Genomic DNA, 16,809 nt, shown 5'->3' with positions numbered 1-16,809 from the left:
ACTTTAAAATATGAAAATAATGAAACATAAATATCAAATTCAGGGAATGACCTGTAAAGGTTGTATGAGAACTGTTAATAATACTTTATCAGAAGTTGAGGGTGTAAAAAATGTAGAGATTGATTTCGAAGCCTCAACAGCTGTTATAGAAATGGAAAAGCATATTCCATTAGCTGCTTTTGAAAAAGTATTGCAAGAAAAGAAGGCAAAGTATCATATTCATCCCTATAAAAATGATGAAACTGTCACGCGTACGTTTCCTGTAAATGGAATGACTTGTACTGGCTGTAAAGCTCACGTTGAAAATGTGTTATCTAAAGCAGATGGTGTTATGGATGTTTCTGTTGATTTAGAAAAAGCCGAAGCTACCATTGATATGAAATCTGAAATTCCGATTGAAACATTTCAAGATATTCTTAAAAATGACGGAGGCACTTACAGCATATACAAAGCAGGTCAACGACCAGAATCTAACCAAGAAGAAAAACAGAAACCTAAAAGCAAAGGTACAGGCACATTTTATTGCCCAATGCATTGCGAAGGTGATAAAACCTACGATAAACCAGGCGATTGCCCTGTATGCGGAATGGACTTGGTAGAAGAACAAAATCTATCAACATCAAATGCAGAGCAATGGACGTGCCCGATGCACCCTGAAGTTGTAAAGGACGAAGCAGGTTCTTGTCCCATTTGCGGTATGGATTTAGTACCAATGCAACCAGATCTTTCTACTGAAGAAAAAACGTATAAAAAACTATTGAAAAAGTTTTGGGTAGCAACAGTATTTACACTGCCTGTTTTCTTAATAGCCATGAGCGAAATGCTACACAACAATCCGTTATATGATATAATGGAACAGAAATATTGGAATTGGGTACAATTCATTTTATCCATACCTGTCGTGTTTTATGCTACTTGGATGTTCTTTGAACGAGCTTACAAAAGCATTAAAACGTGGAATCTCAATATGTTTACACTTATTGGTATTGGTGCAGGTGTAGCGTGGTTATTCAGTGTTTTTGGTATGTTATTCCCTGATGTATTTCCCAATGAGTTTAAAACTGAATCTGGAGCAGTTCACGTGTATTTTGAAGCTGCAACAGTTATTTTAACATTAGTGCTTTTAGGTCAATTATTGGAAGCTCGTGCTCATAGTAAAACTAATTCAGCCGTAAAAGAATTACTAAAATTAGCACCTAATAAAGCTATAAAAATTGTAGATGGCGAAGAAGTAGAAGTGAGTATTGATAAGATAGAACTCAACGATATTTTAAAAGTGAAACCAGGAGATAAAATCCCTGTTGATGGTATTATTACAGAAGGAGAAACCAGTATTGACGAATCTATGATTACTGGTGAACCTATTCCAGTTAGTAAGGTTAAAGATGATAAAGTTAGTAGTGGCACAATAAATGGCAACCAAACTTTTCTGATGAAAGCGGAAAAAGTAGGTAGCGATACACTTTTATCACAAATCATACATATGGTAAACGATGCCAGCAGAAGTCGAGCACCTATTCAAAATCTTGCAGATAAAGTATCGGGTTACTTTGTGCCTGTCGTTGTCATTATATCATTAGTAACGTTTGCAATTTGGGCTATTTGGGGACCAGAACCTGCCTATGTATATGCATTAGTTAATGCCATTGCAGTGTTGATTATTGCGTGTCCTTGTGCGTTAGGTTTGGCAACACCTATGTCGGTTATGGTTGGTGTTGGTAAAGGAGCTCAAAATGGTGTGCTTATCAAAAATGCTGAAGCTCTTGAAAAAATGAATAAGGTAAATACCCTTATTGTGGATAAAACAGGAACAATTACGGAAGGTAAACCAACAGTGGAAAAAGTTGGTGCATTTGGAAATGGTTTTAGTGAAAATGAGGTGTTAAATTTTATAGTTTCATTAAATACAAATAGCGAACACCCATTAGCAGAAGCAACCGTTAAATACGGTAAAGAATTTAATGCTGAAATTTTAAAATCTACCAATTTTAGTGCAGTTACAGGAAAAGGTGTTGAAGCTGAAATTGATAGTAAAAAAATAGCTTTAGGTAATCCGAAAATGATGGAATACACAAATGCTGAGATCACCTCTAAAATGAAGGAAGAAGCTAAAACCTATCAAAAGCAAGGGAAAACAGTGTCTTATTTAGCCATAGATAAAAAAGTGGTGGGTTATGTAGTTATAGGAGATAAAATAAAAGAGACCAGTGCAAAAGCTATACAAGAATTGCAAAGCAAAGGGGTTGATGTGATAATGCTTACAGGAGATAATCACGATACAGCTCAAGCAGTAGCTTCTGAATTAAATCTAGCAGATTTTAAAGCGAGTATGTTACCCGAAGACAAATTACAAGAAGTTGAGAAACTTCAAAACAACGGTAAAGTGGTTGCTATGGCAGGTGATGGCATTAATGATGCACCTGCATTGGCAAAAAGTGATGTAGGTATTGCAATGGGAACAGGAACAGATGTCGCTATTGAAAGTGCTATGATTACATTGGTAAAAGGCGATTTACACGGCATTGTAAAAGCTCGTCATTTAAGCAGTGCAGTAATGAAGAATATTAAACAAAATCTATTCTTCGCATTAGTTTATAATACTTTAGGAGTGCCTATTGCAGCAGGTGTACTATTTCCATTTTTTGGAATATTACTATCACCAATGATTGCAGCTTTGGCAATGAGTTTTAGTTCGGTGTCAGTTATAGCAAATGCGTTACGTTTAAGAAGAATTAATATATAGCTATGGTAAACAGACACACAGCATTAAAAATAAGAAAAACACACCGCTATTTAGGATTGTTTTTAGGTATTCAGTTTTTGTTTTGGACAATTAGTGGCTTGTATTTCAGTTGGACAAACATAGACGACATACACGGCGACCATTTTAAGAATTTGGATTATCAACCTCAAACTTTCAATAATTTGATAAGCCCATCAACACTAAATACTTCTAATGGGATCAATACTATTGAATTAAGAGACATCAATAATGCTCCATACTATTGGGTAAATAATGAACAATTGTTCAGTGCTTTAGATGGAACAAAAAAGAATTTTATTTCAAAAGAAGAAGCGCTTTACATCGCAAAAAATTATATGAAAAGTGATTTAGAGGTAGAATCAATAGAGCAAATAAATGAGGCAGGTAAACACCACGAATACAGAGAACGTTTATTGCCAGCTTATGTGATTTCTTATAAGTCTGAAGAAGCATTAAAGGCTTATGTGTCTGTTATAGATGGAAAATTTCAAACCGTAAGACATCGTAGTTGGCGTTGGTTCGATTTTCTATGGATGACGCACACTATGGATTATGAAGGAAGAGACAATTTTAATACAACGGTTTTAAGAGCATTTTCATTGTTAGGCTTAATAACGGTTTTGAGTGGCTCTTTACTATGGTACACATCCTCACCATCAATTAGAAAATTATTAAAAAGAAAAAATAAAAAGTAATGAAAAAATATGGCATCTATTTAGGAATATTAGCAGTTGGTTTATTATTAGGTTGGTTGCTATTTGGCGGTTCATCAAAAGAAGAAGCAGACCATAATCACAATGAAGTTGCGCAAACTAATCAAATGTGGACTTGCTCTATGCACCCACAAATTATGCAACCAGAACCAGGCGATTGTCCAATTTGCGGAATGGATTTAATTCCTGCTGAAGCTGGTGCAGATGGTTTAACAGCAGACCAGTTTAAATTAACAGCTAATGCGATGGCTTTAGCAAACATTCAAACTATCGTTGTTGGTAATGGTTCAGTCGAAAATGGAATCATAAAATTATCAGGAAAAATAGCCGAAAACGAAGAAGCAAATGCAGTACAAGTGAGTTATTTTTCAGGGAGAATTGAACGCTTAAACATTAGTTTTACTGGCGAAGAAGTTCGTAAAGGACAATTATTGGCAACTATTTATTCACCCGAATTATATGCAGCACAACAAGAATTGATTACAGCAGCTTCATTAAAAGCATCGCAACCTGCTCTATATAAAGCGGTACGTAATAAATTAAAGCTTTGGAAATTGTCCGAAACTCAAATCAACCAAATTGAATCCTCTGGCAAAGTGATTGAAGATTTTCCTGTGTATGCTACCGTTTCAGGCACTGTTACCGAAAAATTAGTAGAACAAGGCGATTACATTAAACAAGGGCAACCGTTGCTTAAAATTGCAAATCTAAATACGGTTTGGGCAAATTTTGATGTATATGAAAATCAGATTGAACTATTTAAAAAAGGGCAAGAAGTTGATATAATCACCAATGCCTACCCTAATAAACAGTTTAAAGGAAAAGTAGATTTTATAGATCCAATTTTAAATACCCAAACTCGTACTGTTGATTTACGTGTGGTTTTAAATAATAAAGAAGCCATTTTTAAACCAGGAATGTTTGTAACCGCAGAAATTGAAAGCACTAAAACCAATTCAAATGAAGTAATAACAATACCATCTTCAGCAGTACTTTGGACAGGCGAACGCTCTGTAGTCTATCTCAAAACAAATCCAAACGAGCCTGTTTTTGAATTGAAAGAAGTGGCTTTAAGTAATAAAATCGGTGATAATTATGAGGTATTAGACGGATTATTTACAGGAAATGAAATTGTTACCAACGGAACATTTACTGTAGATGCTGCTGCACAACTACAGGGCAAAAAATCAATGATGAATAAGCAAGGTGGTAAAACTATGACAGGTCACGAAGGTCATTTAGGTATGGATAATAATTCAAAAAATGAAAGCGACCATACTCATATGAATGAACGCTTAAAAGTGTCAGAGAAATTTCAAGAGCAATTAAAAGAGGTATACAATGATTACATCAATTTAAAAGATGCTTTAGTAAAAGAAGACTCAAAAGGTAGTTCACAAAATGCAACTTCTTTACTATCAAATTTGGGTAATACAGATATGAAATTGCTTAAAGATGAAGCACACAATCATTGGATGTCATTAATAGATGAGATAAAATCTTCTACAACTTCAATAGCCGGTTCACAAGACATTAAAACCCAAAGAAATCACTTTAAACACTTGTCTTCACATTTAATAAAAGCGGTTCAAATATTTGGTGTAAATGAAAAGGTATATGTAGAATTTTGCCCTATGGCAGATAACAATAACGGAGCCTATTGGTTAAGTAAAGAAGAACAAATCTTGAATCCATATTTTGGTGATGCAATGCTTAAATGTGGTGAGATTAAACAAACAATAGAATAAATAAACACAGATAATAATTAAATTTTTAAACAATGAAAAAAGTAATTTTAAGTGTAGCTGTAATAGCAGCTATGGGATTAACAAGTTGTAAAAACGAAACTAAAAAAGTTGAAGAAACTACAGCAACGGAAGTGTCAAAAGAAATAGCAATGACAGATTTATCTTTTGGCGTAAGAGGTAATTGTGGTATGTGTAAAAACACCATTGAAAAAGCAGCCAATAGTGTTGAAGGTGTTACTGCTGCAAACTGGGATAAAGACAAAAAGAAAATAGATGTATCTTTCGATAGCTCTAAAACAGATGCAACGGCAATTCATAATGCAATCGCAGCTTCAGGGTATGATACTGAAAAAGTAGCAGGTAATGAAGAAGCATACGATGGTTTACCAGGTTGTTGTAAATATGACCATAATATGGCTATGAATCAGTCTGGAGAAATGAAAAGTGATGACCATTCAAATCACGACCATTAATAATGAACAGAAAAGAACACTGGGAAAATGTCTTTAAAACAAAATCTCTAAATGAGGTAAGTTGGTTTGAACAAATACCAGAAACCTCATTATCATTTATTGAAATAGCAAATGTGTCTAAATCAGATAAGATAATTGATATTGGAGGTGGTGATAGTTTTTTGGTAGATCATTTGTTAAAATTAGGCTACACAAATATTACAGTGTTAGATATTTCGGGAGCAGCAATTCAACGAGCTAAAAAAAGACTAAAAAATCAGGCAGATGATGTTACTTGGATTGTATCGGATGTTTTAGATTTCGTTCCAACTGAAAAATATCATTTTTGGCACGATAGAGCGTCATTTCATTTTTTAATTGATGAATCTCAAATCAAAAAGTATCAACAACTGGTAAAACAGAATATCGAGAAAAATGGAAATTTAGTAATAGGTACATTTTCAGAAAATGGACCAAAAAAATGTAGTGGTTTAGAAATAAAACAATATTCTGAAAAATCTTTGGAAGATTTGTTTAATGTTTCATTTTCTAAACAAAAATGTATTAATAAGTCACATACAACGCCTTTTGATACAAATCAGAATTTCACGTTTTGTTGGTTCAAGAAAAAGTAGGGTGATTTAATACAATTATCAATTTTTTTTGGTTTCAATAATTATTAATGGTTGTTAAATAGAAAAAGTCTTTTTAGCGAATTTCTTTTTTTGGTTAAACTTATATTATAAAGTAATGAAAGTAGTAATATAGAAATAATTGTCCCTAATGTTGTCCCTTAAAAAAACAAAAACCTCATAAACATTGAGTTTATGAGGTTTTGCTGGTGGTGCCTCCAGGAATCGAACCAGGGACACAAGGATTTTCAGTCCTTTGCTCTACCAACTGAGCTAAGGCACCAGTTGCTTAATTGCGGATGCAAATATAAATTCATTTTTATTAAACACAAAAAGAAAAGATATAAAAATTGCTTTTGTAAATTTACAGCTTTAATTAATATCATGAATTTAATAGTAGATGTTGGTAATTCTTATGTGAAATTCGCTGTATTTCAGTCATATGAGTTAATAGATAAAGTGTTTTTTAAATTAGAGGACTTTGAAAAAGAGTTTAAAATAATTTTAAAAAATCACGAAAAAATCAATAGATGTATTGTTTCTTCAGTAGGAAAACTCAATACATCTCATCTAAAAGCAATCCAAAAAAAGCTAGATGTTCTTGTTTTGGACTCTAATACTAAACTTCCGTTTAAAAATTTGTATGACACTCCTAAAACACTTGGTGTAGATAGAATTGCTTTAGTAAGTGCTTCTGTAAAGCAGTTTCCTGATAATAATGCTTTAATTATTGATGCAGGTACTTGTATAACTTATGATTTTATTAATACTGAAAATGAATACCTTGGAGGTGCTATTTCACCAGGAATTAGAATGCGATATAAGGCATTAAATAATTTAACTGCAAATCTTCCGTTATTAGATACTGAACTTCCAAAAGACTTTATTGGAACTGCTACAGACAGTTCAATACACTCTGGAGTTGTAAATGGAATTTTAAAAGAAATTGATGGTGTTATAGACCAATATGAAGAAAAATACCCACATTTAACAGTTATTTTAACAGGCGGAGACGCTAATTTCTTGTCAAAACAATTAAAAAATAGCATATTTGCCAACTCTAATTTTCTTTTAGAAGGTTTAAACTTTATTTTAGAATTTAATTCAAACTAATGATAAAAAGACTTGTAGTAGTTTTAATAACTTTTTTTGCATTACAGTCACATGCTCAAGAAGGTACAGCTTCGCCATATTCGTTTTACGGAATAGGAAGTTTAAAATTTAAAGGTACAGTTGAGAATAGAAGTATGGGTGGATTGAGCATTTATACTGATAGTATCCATATTAACTTAAGAAACCCAGCAGGATACGCTGGTAATAATTTGAAAATTTGGAACGAAGAAAGCAGACCAGTTAAATTTACAGTAGGAGGAAGCTACTCAAGCACTAACTTAAAGAGTGAATCGCAAAGCGACAATACAAGTACTACAACCTTCGATTACTTTGCACTTTCAGTCCCAATGGGAAAATTTGGATTAGGAATGGGGTTGTTGCCTTACACATCAGTAGGTTATAAAGTTGAATCTACTAACGAGGACGGAAGCATTAGCAATAGATATGCTGGAGAAGGTGGTCTTAATAAAGCTTTTTTAGGTTTAGGGTATCAAATTACTGAAGAGCTTAGTGTAGGTGTCGATGCTAATTATAACTTTGGTAATATTCAAAATAATGTGGCAGAGTATAGATATGATGACGATGGTGTGGTCATTCAATATCCGACTACTGAAGAGAACAGGTCAGATTTAAGTGGCTTAAGTTTTAATATTGGCGTATCATATAAAACAATGATAAGTAAAAAGTTAGAACTTGTTTCTGGATTAACCTATTCACCTAAAAGTAAAATTGGATCAAACAATACAAGAGTTTTTTCGGCAGGTACAAACACTATTGAAGCCGATTTAGCTGCTGAAGGCTTAGATCAAACCGATTTAACGTTGCCTTCTAAATTTTCTTTTGGAGTAGGTATAGGTCAACCAAGAAAATGGTTTTTAGGAGCTGAATATTCGTCTCAAAATACAAGCGAATTTTCAAACCCAATTTTTTCTATAGATAACACCAACTTTGTAAACGCATCTTCGTTTTCATTAGGAGGGTTTTATATTCCTAATTACGATTCTTTTTCAGGATATTGGAAAAGAGCTACTTATAGAGCAGGTATGCGCTTTGAACACACAGGTTTAAAAATAAATAATGAGGATATTAGAGAGTTTGGCATGTCTTTTGGAGTTGGATTACCAGTTGGAGGTATGTTTTCTAATGCAAACCTTGGATTAGAGTTTGGTAAGCGTGGAACAACTAACGCAAATTTAATACAAGAGAATTTCATTAATTTCCAACTAAGTTTATCTTTAAACGATAGATGGTTCCAAAAAATTAAATATAACTAACGGTAAAATAATAAAACGATGAAGACTAAAATTACTTTAATACTAGTTGCCTTGTTTATGAGTGTTAACCTTGGTTTTGCTCAGCAAGATGAAGAGTGCATGACCAACTTAACAATCTTTACAGATTACTACAAGAGTAAAAAGTATGATGAGGCTTATGAGCCATGGATGAAAGTTAGAAATAAATGTCCAAAGTTTAATAGAGCTATCTATGCTTACGGAGAAAAAATATTAAAGCACAAAATTGATAACTCTACTGGAGCCGAACAAAAAGCCTATATTGATGATTTAATGTTGTTATGGGATAAAGCCCTAGAATATTTCCCAAGTAAATATGACTTAGGAGAAGTATTATCAGATAAAGGTTTGTTAATGTATGATAACAAGGATGTTCTTGGTGCTACAGATAAGCAAATCTATGATGCCTTTGATAAAGCTTATAAAGAGGATTTAAAAAACTTTACACATCCAAAAGCATTGTATTTATACTTTTCTAAAATAGTAGATTTGTACGATGCTGGTCAAGCACCAATCCAAGATGTGTTCAATAAATATGATGATGTGTCTGATAAAATAGAAACAGAAGTTGAAAACTATACTCAAAAGTTAAACAAACTGGTGAGTAAAGAGGAATCAGGAGCTAAGTTAAGTTCTAAAGAGCAAAAACTTAAAGACTCTTACAATAGTTACTTAGAAAACTATGAGAAAATTTCTGGTAGTATTGATAGTAAATTAGGTCAGTTAGCTAACTGTGAAAACCTAATTCCTTTATACAAGAAAGATTTCGAAACGTATAAAAACGATGCAGTTTGGTTAAAACGTGCTGTAAACAGAATGTATAACAAAGAATGTACAGACGATCCATTGTATATTGAGCTAGTAAAAGCGTATGATGCTACTGATCCATCTGCAGATACTAAATACTTTGTGGCTACAATATTATTTAACCAAGGTAAGGATAACGAAGCTATGGATTATTTAAAACAAGCTTTCGACCTTCAAACAGATACTTACAAAAAAGGTAAACTTGCTGAAAAAATTGGTTCTATCTTAAAGAAAAAAGGAAGATATGGAGAAGCTAGAGGTTACTATAGAGAATCTTTAAAGTTAAACCCATCAAACGGAAGACCACACTTGTCTATTGCTGCTATGTATGCTGCTAGTGCAAACAACTGTGGTGATACAAACTTTAATAAAAGAGCAATGTTTTGGTATGCTGCTGAAGAAGCACTTAAAGCTGGTAAAGTTGATGCTAACCTTAAGTCAGCTGCAAAGCAAACTTACGAGAGCTATATGGCAAAAGCACCTTCAAGAAGCGAGATTTTCTCTTGTAGTTGTTCAGGAGAAGTTATTAAGTTTAACTGCTGGACAGGAGGTAGTGTAACTGTACCAAGTCTTTAATGAAAGCACATATTTTACATAGTATAAAAAACATAGTCACAGCAATAACTGTGACTATGTTTTTTTCATGTAAAAACAATTTTAAAGAAGTTCAAAAAGTTGGTATTCTGCAAAACGAGCCTATTGGAGAAGCAGAACATATCGATTTAAAATACACCGAAAAACTTGAAGATTCAGGTAAACTAAAGGCAAACTTAAAAAGTCCTAAAATGTTTGATTACTCCAACAGGAGTTTTGCGTTTTCTGAATTTCCTCAAGGCATACATCTTACCGTTTTTGATGAAGAAAATAACAAAAGCGTTATTGTTTCTGACTATGCTATTTTTTATAGCGAAACCGATCTTATAGATCTTCAAGGTAACGTAGTAATTTCTACTCACAGTAGAGATACGCTATTTGCCGAACAACTTTACTACGACCAAAAAAGAGAATGGTTATTTACAAACAAACCCGTAACCTTGCGTTCTGGCTCTGAGATAAGCCACGGAAAAGGTTTTGACTCTGACTCTAACTTTAAAAATTTTGAAGTTACTGAGATGAGTGGTATTGTTTATTTGGATGAATAATTAGTTATCTTTGTTCCAACTAACTTTTATAAAAAATGAAAATTCTTAGCTTTTTTCAATATGTATATGCATTTGTAGCAATTGTTTTTACTTATGATGCTATTACCCAATGGAACGTTGATCGAAACCGTTCTTACATGCTTTTGTTTTTAGCAGCACTTGCAGTATTTATGTTTTTCTTCAGAAAACGATTCAGAAAAAAAATTGAAGACCGAAATCAAAAATAATATATGGATTTCAGTATCTTGATTATTGTTTTATCACTGCTTTTATCTGCCTTTTTTTCTGGTATGGAAATCGCTTATGTGTCTTCAAACAAGATACACATTGAAATTGAAAAAAAGCAGGACGATTTTCTTGCAAAAATATTAAGACGACTTACCGAAAGACCTTCTAAGTACATTGCCACAATGCTTATTGGTAATAATATAGCATTGGTAATTTACGGTTTTAAAATGGGAGACGTTCTTGTTGATTGGTTTCAATCCATGTTGCCTACCGATTCAGGATTTGTACACTATTTGCTTACCGATTTAAGCTTACTTTCCCAAACGATTATCTCAACAATAATCATTTTAATAACTGCTGAATTTTTACCAAAGGTGTTTTTTCAAATTTATGCTAATTCTTTTCTTAAGATTTTTGCATTACCAGCGTATATTTTTTACCTATTGTTTTGGTTTATTTCCTCTTTTGTAATTTGGATTTCTGACCTTATTTTAAAATACTTTTTTAAAACCGATGGAGACGATGTGCAGTTGGCAATGACCAAAGTTGAACTGGGTAATTACATAAGTGAGCAAATGGAAGCTGTTGAGGAGCATGAAGAAGTAGATAGTGAGATTCAGATTTTTCAAAACGCCTTAGAGTTTTCTGAAGTAAAAACGAGAGAGGTTATGATACCAAGAACCGAAATAGTTGCTGTTGAGGTTAACGATTCTATCAAAAACATCAATAACTTATTTACTACTTCTGGTTTGTCAAAAATCTTGGTATACAAAGATACTATTGATGATGTTTTGGGTTATGTGCATTCTTTTGAGTTGTTTAAAAAACCAAAGTCTATAAAATCCATCACACTCCCTGTAGAGTTTGTTCCAGAAACTATGCTTGCCAAAGATGTGCTTAATATCCTTACCAAAAAGCGAAAAAGTATTGCAGTTGTTATTGATGAGTATGGTGGTACATCTGGTATTATGACGGTTGAAGATATTATAGAAGAATTATTTGGTGAAATTGAAGACGAGCACGATACAGTGGCTTTAATCGAAGAAAAAATAGACGATAAAAACTATAAATTTTCGGCGCGTTTAGAAGTGGATTATCTCAACGAAGCCTACAAACTTAATCTGCCAGAAGGCGAAAACTACGAAACTTTAGGAGGCTTAATAGTGGATGAAACCGAAGAAATACCTCAGGTTGATACCCAAGTTGTTATAGAAAATTTCCTGTTTACAATCTTAGAAGTGTCTTCTACAAAAATTGATGTAGTTTCTCTTAAAATCCTTGAAGAAGAATAAACGTTATATTACCATAAAAATCTGTTCTACTACTTTTATTATTTGATATAAAATGGTATTTTCGCGGACTTATATTTTATAAAAGAATACAACAAAATGGCAGTTTTAAATAAAATTAGACAACGTTCACTGTTTTTAATACTAATAATTGCATTAGCATTATTTTCATTTGTACTTTCAGATTTATTCCGAAATAGCAGCGCGCTTTCAGGAGCTTCACAAGATGTTGTGGCTACTGTAAACGGTACTGATATCTTTAGAGAAGATTTTATGAACCAAGTTGAGAACGCTCAAAGAGCTCAAGGACCTGGTGCATCTTCTACACAAACAATGAACAGAATTTATGAGCAAGAAGTAAGAAAAGCAGTTTTAAGTTCACAGTTTGAAGAATTAGGTTTATCAGTTGAGAAAGACCAAATGAGAGAGTTGTTAAAAACTAGTTTTTCTAGCTATCCTGAGTTTAACAACGAAGCTGGTATTTTTGACGAAAACAAGCTTAACGAGTTTATAGCAAACTTAAAAGCAATTCAAAATAATGAGCAAAACAGAGCTCCATTAGGAAACTTCCAACTCAATTATAACGAGTGGGTAACTAACGAAGCGTCTATAGCTAATAGAGCTAAAGAGCAAACATACTTCAATATGGTTAGAGCTGGAGTTGTAACTACTTTAGCTGAAGCTGAGACTGAATACTTAATGGAAAATGAAACAGTAGATTTAAAGTTCGTAAATATTCCTTACACTTCAATTGCCGATTCTTTAGTAGAAGTAACAAAATCTGACATTTCAAAATACATCAACGAGCATAAAAGTGAGTATGAAGTAGAAGCAAGTAGAGATATTGTTTATGTTCAATTTGATGAAGTTGCTACTGTTGAAGATGAAAATGAAATCAAAAACAGTTTAACTAATCTATTAGAAGATAGAGTAGAGTTTAATAAAGTAAGTAAGTTAAACGAAACTATTTTAGGGTTTAAAAACACTAAAGATGTAGCAGAGTTTGTAAACTCAAATTCAGATGTAAAATACAACGATAAGTTTTTATTCAAGTCTGCGTTACCTGCATCAATTGCTGATAGTATCTTTAAATTAGAAGTAGGAGAGTTTTATGGTCCTTATAAAGAAAATGGATACTACAGCTTAAGCAAGTTGGTAGCTGAAACTCAAATGGCAGACTCAGTTAAAGTACGTCATATCTTAATTCCTTACATGGGAGCAACAAGAGTTGATCCTACAATCACGACTACAGATGCTCAAGCAAAAGCTAAAGCTGATAGTATTTTATCTGTTATCAAGTCTAAGCAAAGTAAGTTTGTTGACCTGTTAGATTTATCTTCTGATACAGTTAGTAATGAAAAACAAGGAGAAATAGAGTTTGGATACAACGATTCTTTTGCTCCTGAGTTTAAAGCATTCTCTTTTGATAATAAAGTAGGTGATATCGATGTGGTTAAAACATCTTTTGGATACCATATCATTGAAATTTTAGACCAAAAGAACAAAAGTAAAGCTGTTAAAGTAGCTACAGTTTCAAGAACTATAGAGCCTTCTGAAAAAACAATTGACGAAGTATTTAATACAGCATCTAAATTTGAAATAGCACTTCAAGATGGAGATTTCCAAGAAGTAGCTAAAGAAAACAACTACCAAGTAAAACCTGTAAGTTTTAAAGTTTTAGATGAAAATATACCAGGATTAGGAAGTCAAAGAGCTATTGTTCGTTGGGCTTTTGAAGGAGAAACTAAAGTAGGTGATTACAAAAGATTTACTGTTCCTGGAGGAGGTTATGCAGTTGTGCAAGTGGTTAAGAAAAACGAAGCAGGATTAATGTCTCCTGAAAACGCTTCTGCTACAGCAATTAGCAAAATCAGAAATGAGAAAAAAGCTAAAATGATTAAAGCTAAAATTTCAGGTACTACTATAGACGAAATTGCAAAGGCAAATAAAGTAGCAACTTTAACTGCAACAGCAGTAACAATGAAAAGCCCAACAATTTCAGGTGCTGGACGTGAACCTAAAGTAGTAGGTGTAGCTTTTGGAATGAAAGAAGGCGAAATTTCAAAGCCAATTGATGGTGTTAAAGGTGTGTATGTAGTTGAAGTTACTAAAGCAACTCCAGCATCTAAACTAGATAACTACCAACCAATAGCTAACAGATTAAGTGCTACAAGAGGAAGCAGTGTGTTAACAAAAGCATACAACGCACTTAAAGAGGCTAGTGATATCGAAGATAACAGAGCGAATTTCTACTAATAAGAAAGTCACATAATAAAATAAAAACTCCACTTTTCAGTGGAGTTTTTTTATGTGTTTAAATAACCATTTCAGAATAAGGAAGTATTACATCAAAACCTTTGTCTTTAAAATAAGAGCTTGGGTTAGTCTCTGATGTTGCTAAAACAAAATCACCTCCCCAAGCACCAAGACTTTTTACACTTCCGTTAAAGTCGCTAAAAAGAGTGTGTTTTACAGGTTCTTGTTTTATAAGTTTGCTTATAATGCTTTCGTGAGTTGTAATGAGCTTGTTGAATTCTGTTAACGTTTCGCAAGAAATGCAAGCTAAAGTAATAGCATTTATTTCAGAAATAGAAGCACTAATATCTGTTGAGTTAGACTTGTATTGCGCAATACCATCTCTACTATTTTGTTTTTTGTTAAGGTAAACGAAATAGAGTTGCTCTTTAAAACTAGGGTTAAATTCAACTGTGTTTATTGTTCTACTATTATTAGGTTGAAGTTGATAGGTTAATGGAGAACTATGTTGCGCACAAGCAATATCGTAACCACTTCCGCCAAAAGTAAGCTCTAATAGTTTATAAGCATCTACATTTACCCAATTAGCAATATTGTTAATTAAAGTTGAAGAGGTTCCAAGCCCCCAATGTCTTGGGAAATCCAATAGCGTTGCAATTTCAAAGCCGTTAGAATTTTCAAAAAAGTTAGGGTTAAGTTGTTTTACAGCATTAAATATTTCAATTAGTCGCTTTGAAAATGGGTTGTCGTAATTGCTACTGGAAAGGTTATTTAAAAGAACCACCTCTTCAAACCAAATAGCTCCAGTTTCATCAAAACTTTTCCAAATAATTTTAGGCTCATTAATAGGTTCAACAACCATTGACTGCCCAAATTCGGTTGGAATAGCTAATGATAAAGCTCCATCCAATACTAAATATTCTGCAGTTAATAATAATTTTCCGTTGCTAAAAAAAGTTTGCATTAACGTCTTAAGTTTTCAATAGCTTCAATTACTGCACTATGTGTTATGGTATTGGACTTAAAATGCTCAACAAGTTGTTCTTTTTCTTCTAAAGTAGCTTCAAACTGATTTAAAATATTCATCAAGTGCATTTTCATGTGACCTTGTTGAATTCCTGTAGTTACCAGTGAGCGTATTGCGGCAAAGTTTTGCGCTAATCCAGCAACAGCAACTATTTGCATTAGCTCTTTAGCTGATGGTTTGTTTAACATTTCTAAAGAAAGTTTCACTAATGGATGTAAACTTGTAAGTCCTCCAACAGTTCCAAGTGCTAGAGGAATTTCAATCCAAAACTTGAAGATGCCATCTTTTACTTCAGCATGTGTAAGACTACTATATACTCCGTTTCTAGAGGCATACGCATGAACTCCCGCTTCAACAGCTCTAAAATCATTACCAGTAGCCAAAACAACAGCATCAATACCATTCATAATGCCTTTGTTGTGAGTTACAGCTCTGTAAGGTTCAACTTCAGCTATATTTACAGCTTGTAAAAACTTATTAGCAAAGTCCTCGCCTGTAATAGAGTTGTCATCACTTAAGGCATTAACAGGACAACTTACTTCGGCTTTTACCAAGCAATCAGGTACATAATTAGACAAAATGCTCATTACAATTTCTATGGAATTGTCAAGCTTACTTTCAGCTTCAGTTTTTAAAGTTTTAGCAAACTGCTCTAAACAAGAGTTAATAAAGTTTGCTCCCATAGCATCAAGCGTTTCAAAGGTTGCATGCAGTTGATAGTAGCCTTCAATAGCATTGGTTTTGTCACGTAGCTCAATATCTAGAATACCTCCACCACGTGCTTGCATGTTTTTGGTGATTGCATGAGTGTCTTCAATAAGTTTTGACTTTGTAGAATTAAAAAAAGACTTGAGTTTTTCAGTATCGCCATTAAAAATAAAATGAACTTGTCCTATTTTAGTGGTTGAAATAACTTCAGCTTTAAAACCACCACGATCTGACCAAAACTTAGCAGCTTTACTAGCAGCTGCAACTACTGAGCTCTCTTCAATAGCCATTGGAATAGTGTAAGTTTTGTCGTTAATTAAAAAATTGGGAGCAACTCCTAAAGGCAAATAGTAGTTGGTGATTGTGTTTTCAATGAATTCATCATGAAGTTGTTGTAGCTTCTCGTTAGAATTCCAATATTGTTTTAATACAGTTTTGGCAGCTTCTTTATTAGAAAAATAAGTGTCTACAATCCAGTCGATTTTTTTGGATTTAGATAGTTTTGAAAACCCAGAAATAGTTTTGCTCATTAATTTTTATTTATGTCTACAAAGATACTATTCTTGTGTTTAAAATACTTTGCCAAGCGTAATATTGCACATTTAACTGTTAATAGTTACGGTTTTTTGCATAATTTT

14 protein-coding genes and 1 tRNA gene are annotated in these 16,809 nt (G+C 33.1%); 12 read left to right on the top strand and 3 right to left on the bottom strand.

Going from position 1 to position 16,809, the window contains the following annotated elements; translation table 11 throughout:
• Window positions 1-19 precede the first annotated feature (19 nt).
• From DMZ43_RS02310 to DMZ43_RS02290, 5 genes are read left to right on the top strand one after another with little or no spacing between them, the layout of a single operon-like run.
• Window positions 20-2,743, top strand: a complete 2,724-nt coding sequence (locus tag DMZ43_RS02310; protein WP_131506042.1) for a heavy metal translocating P-type ATPase — start codon at window positions 20-22, stop codon at window positions 2,741-2,743.
• 2 nt (window positions 2,744-2,745) lie between these two features.
• Complete coding sequence (locus DMZ43_RS02305) at window positions 2,746-3,459, top strand: hypothetical protein (RefSeq protein WP_131506041.1); 714 nt, start codon at window positions 2,746-2,748, stop codon at window positions 3,457-3,459.
• Window positions 3,459-5,225 carry an efflux RND transporter periplasmic adaptor subunit gene (locus DMZ43_RS02300; protein ID WP_131506040.1) on the top strand — a complete coding sequence of 589 codons (1,767 nt, stop codon included), beginning with the start codon at window positions 3,459-3,461 and terminating at the stop codon, window positions 5,223-5,225. Before DMZ43_RS02305 ends, DMZ43_RS02300 begins: the two co-directional genes overlap by 1 nt.
• A 32-nt stretch (window positions 5,226-5,257) precedes the next feature.
• On the top strand, window positions 5,258-5,698 hold the full coding sequence (locus DMZ43_RS02295) for a heavy-metal-associated domain-containing protein (protein WP_131506039.1): 441 nt from the start codon (window positions 5,258-5,260) through the stop codon (window positions 5,696-5,698).
• A gap of 2 nt (window positions 5,699-5,700) precedes the next feature.
• Complete coding sequence (locus DMZ43_RS02290; RefSeq protein ID WP_131506038.1) at window positions 5,701-6,312, top strand: class I SAM-dependent methyltransferase; 612 nt, start codon at window positions 5,701-5,703, stop codon at window positions 6,310-6,312.
• A gap of 204 nt (window positions 6,313-6,516) precedes the next feature.
• On the opposite strand, the gene DMZ43_RS02285 is transcribed toward DMZ43_RS02290, so the two are convergent.
• Window positions 6,517-6,592 (bottom strand) — tRNA-Phe (locus DMZ43_RS02285).
• Between the two features lie 101 nt (window positions 6,593-6,693).
• Here DMZ43_RS02285 and DMZ43_RS02280 point away from each other — a divergent pair.
• The 7 genes from DMZ43_RS02280 (at window position 6,694) to DMZ43_RS02250 (ending at window position 14,436) form a co-directional block, all read left to right on the top strand.
• Window positions 6,694-7,422, top strand: coding sequence for a type III pantothenate kinase (locus tag DMZ43_RS02280; RefSeq protein ID WP_131506037.1), 729 nt, complete (start codon window positions 6,694-6,696; stop codon window positions 7,420-7,422).
• Entirely contained in the window at window positions 7,422-8,696 is a 1,275-nt protein-coding gene (locus tag DMZ43_RS02275; RefSeq protein ID WP_131506036.1) for a hypothetical protein, read from the top strand. Before DMZ43_RS02280 ends, DMZ43_RS02275 begins: the two co-directional genes overlap by 1 nt.
• Window positions 8,697-8,714: 18 nt before the next feature.
• A complete protein-coding gene (locus DMZ43_RS02270; protein ID WP_129759349.1) occupies window positions 8,715-10,097 on the top strand; it encodes a M48 family metallopeptidase in 1,383 nt (460 codons plus the stop codon).
• Window positions 10,097-10,663: an LPS export ABC transporter periplasmic protein LptC gene (lptC, locus tag DMZ43_RS02265; RefSeq protein WP_129759348.1), complete on the top strand. Its 567-nt coding sequence runs from the start codon at window positions 10,097-10,099 to the stop codon at window positions 10,661-10,663. The genes DMZ43_RS02270 and lptC overlap by 1 nt, the downstream gene beginning before the upstream one ends.
• Before the next feature lie 35 nt (window positions 10,664-10,698).
• The gene (locus DMZ43_RS02260; RefSeq protein ID WP_129759347.1) at window positions 10,699-10,890 is read left to right on the top strand and encodes a hypothetical protein; all 192 of its coding nucleotides are present in this window, start codon (window positions 10,699-10,701) and stop codon (window positions 10,888-10,890) included.
• 3 nt (window positions 10,891-10,893) lie between these two features.
• Window positions 10,894-12,183, top strand: a complete 1,290-nt coding sequence (locus tag DMZ43_RS02255) for a hemolysin family protein (protein ID WP_131506035.1) — start codon at window positions 10,894-10,896, stop codon at window positions 12,181-12,183.
• 96 nt (window positions 12,184-12,279) lie between these two features.
• Window positions 12,280-14,436: a peptidylprolyl isomerase gene (locus DMZ43_RS02250; RefSeq protein WP_131506034.1), complete on the top strand. Its 2,157-nt coding sequence runs from the start codon at window positions 12,280-12,282 to the stop codon at window positions 14,434-14,436.
• 58 nt (window positions 14,437-14,494) lie between these two features.
• Here the strand turns inward: DMZ43_RS02250 and DMZ43_RS02245 are convergent, their stop codons facing one another.
• Together DMZ43_RS02245 and DMZ43_RS02240 are read right to left on the bottom strand one after the other, a co-directional pair.
• Complete coding sequence (locus DMZ43_RS02245; RefSeq protein WP_131506033.1) at window positions 14,495-15,400, bottom strand: GYDIA family GHMP kinase; 906 nt, start codon at window positions 15,398-15,400, stop codon at window positions 14,495-14,497.
• Entirely contained in the window at window positions 15,400-16,701 is a 1,302-nt protein-coding gene (locus tag DMZ43_RS02240; protein WP_131506032.1) for a hydroxymethylglutaryl-CoA reductase, degradative, read from the bottom strand. The genes DMZ43_RS02245 and DMZ43_RS02240 overlap by 1 nt, the downstream gene beginning before the upstream one ends.
• Window positions 16,702-16,809: the final 108 nt, after the last annotated feature.

Source organism: Meridianimaribacter sp. CL38, assembly GCF_004328055.1.
GTDB lineage: Bacteria > Bacteroidota > Bacteroidia > Flavobacteriales > Flavobacteriaceae > Gaetbulibacter_B > Gaetbulibacter_B jejuensis.
This window is presented reverse-complemented; position numbering and strand designations above follow the sequence as displayed.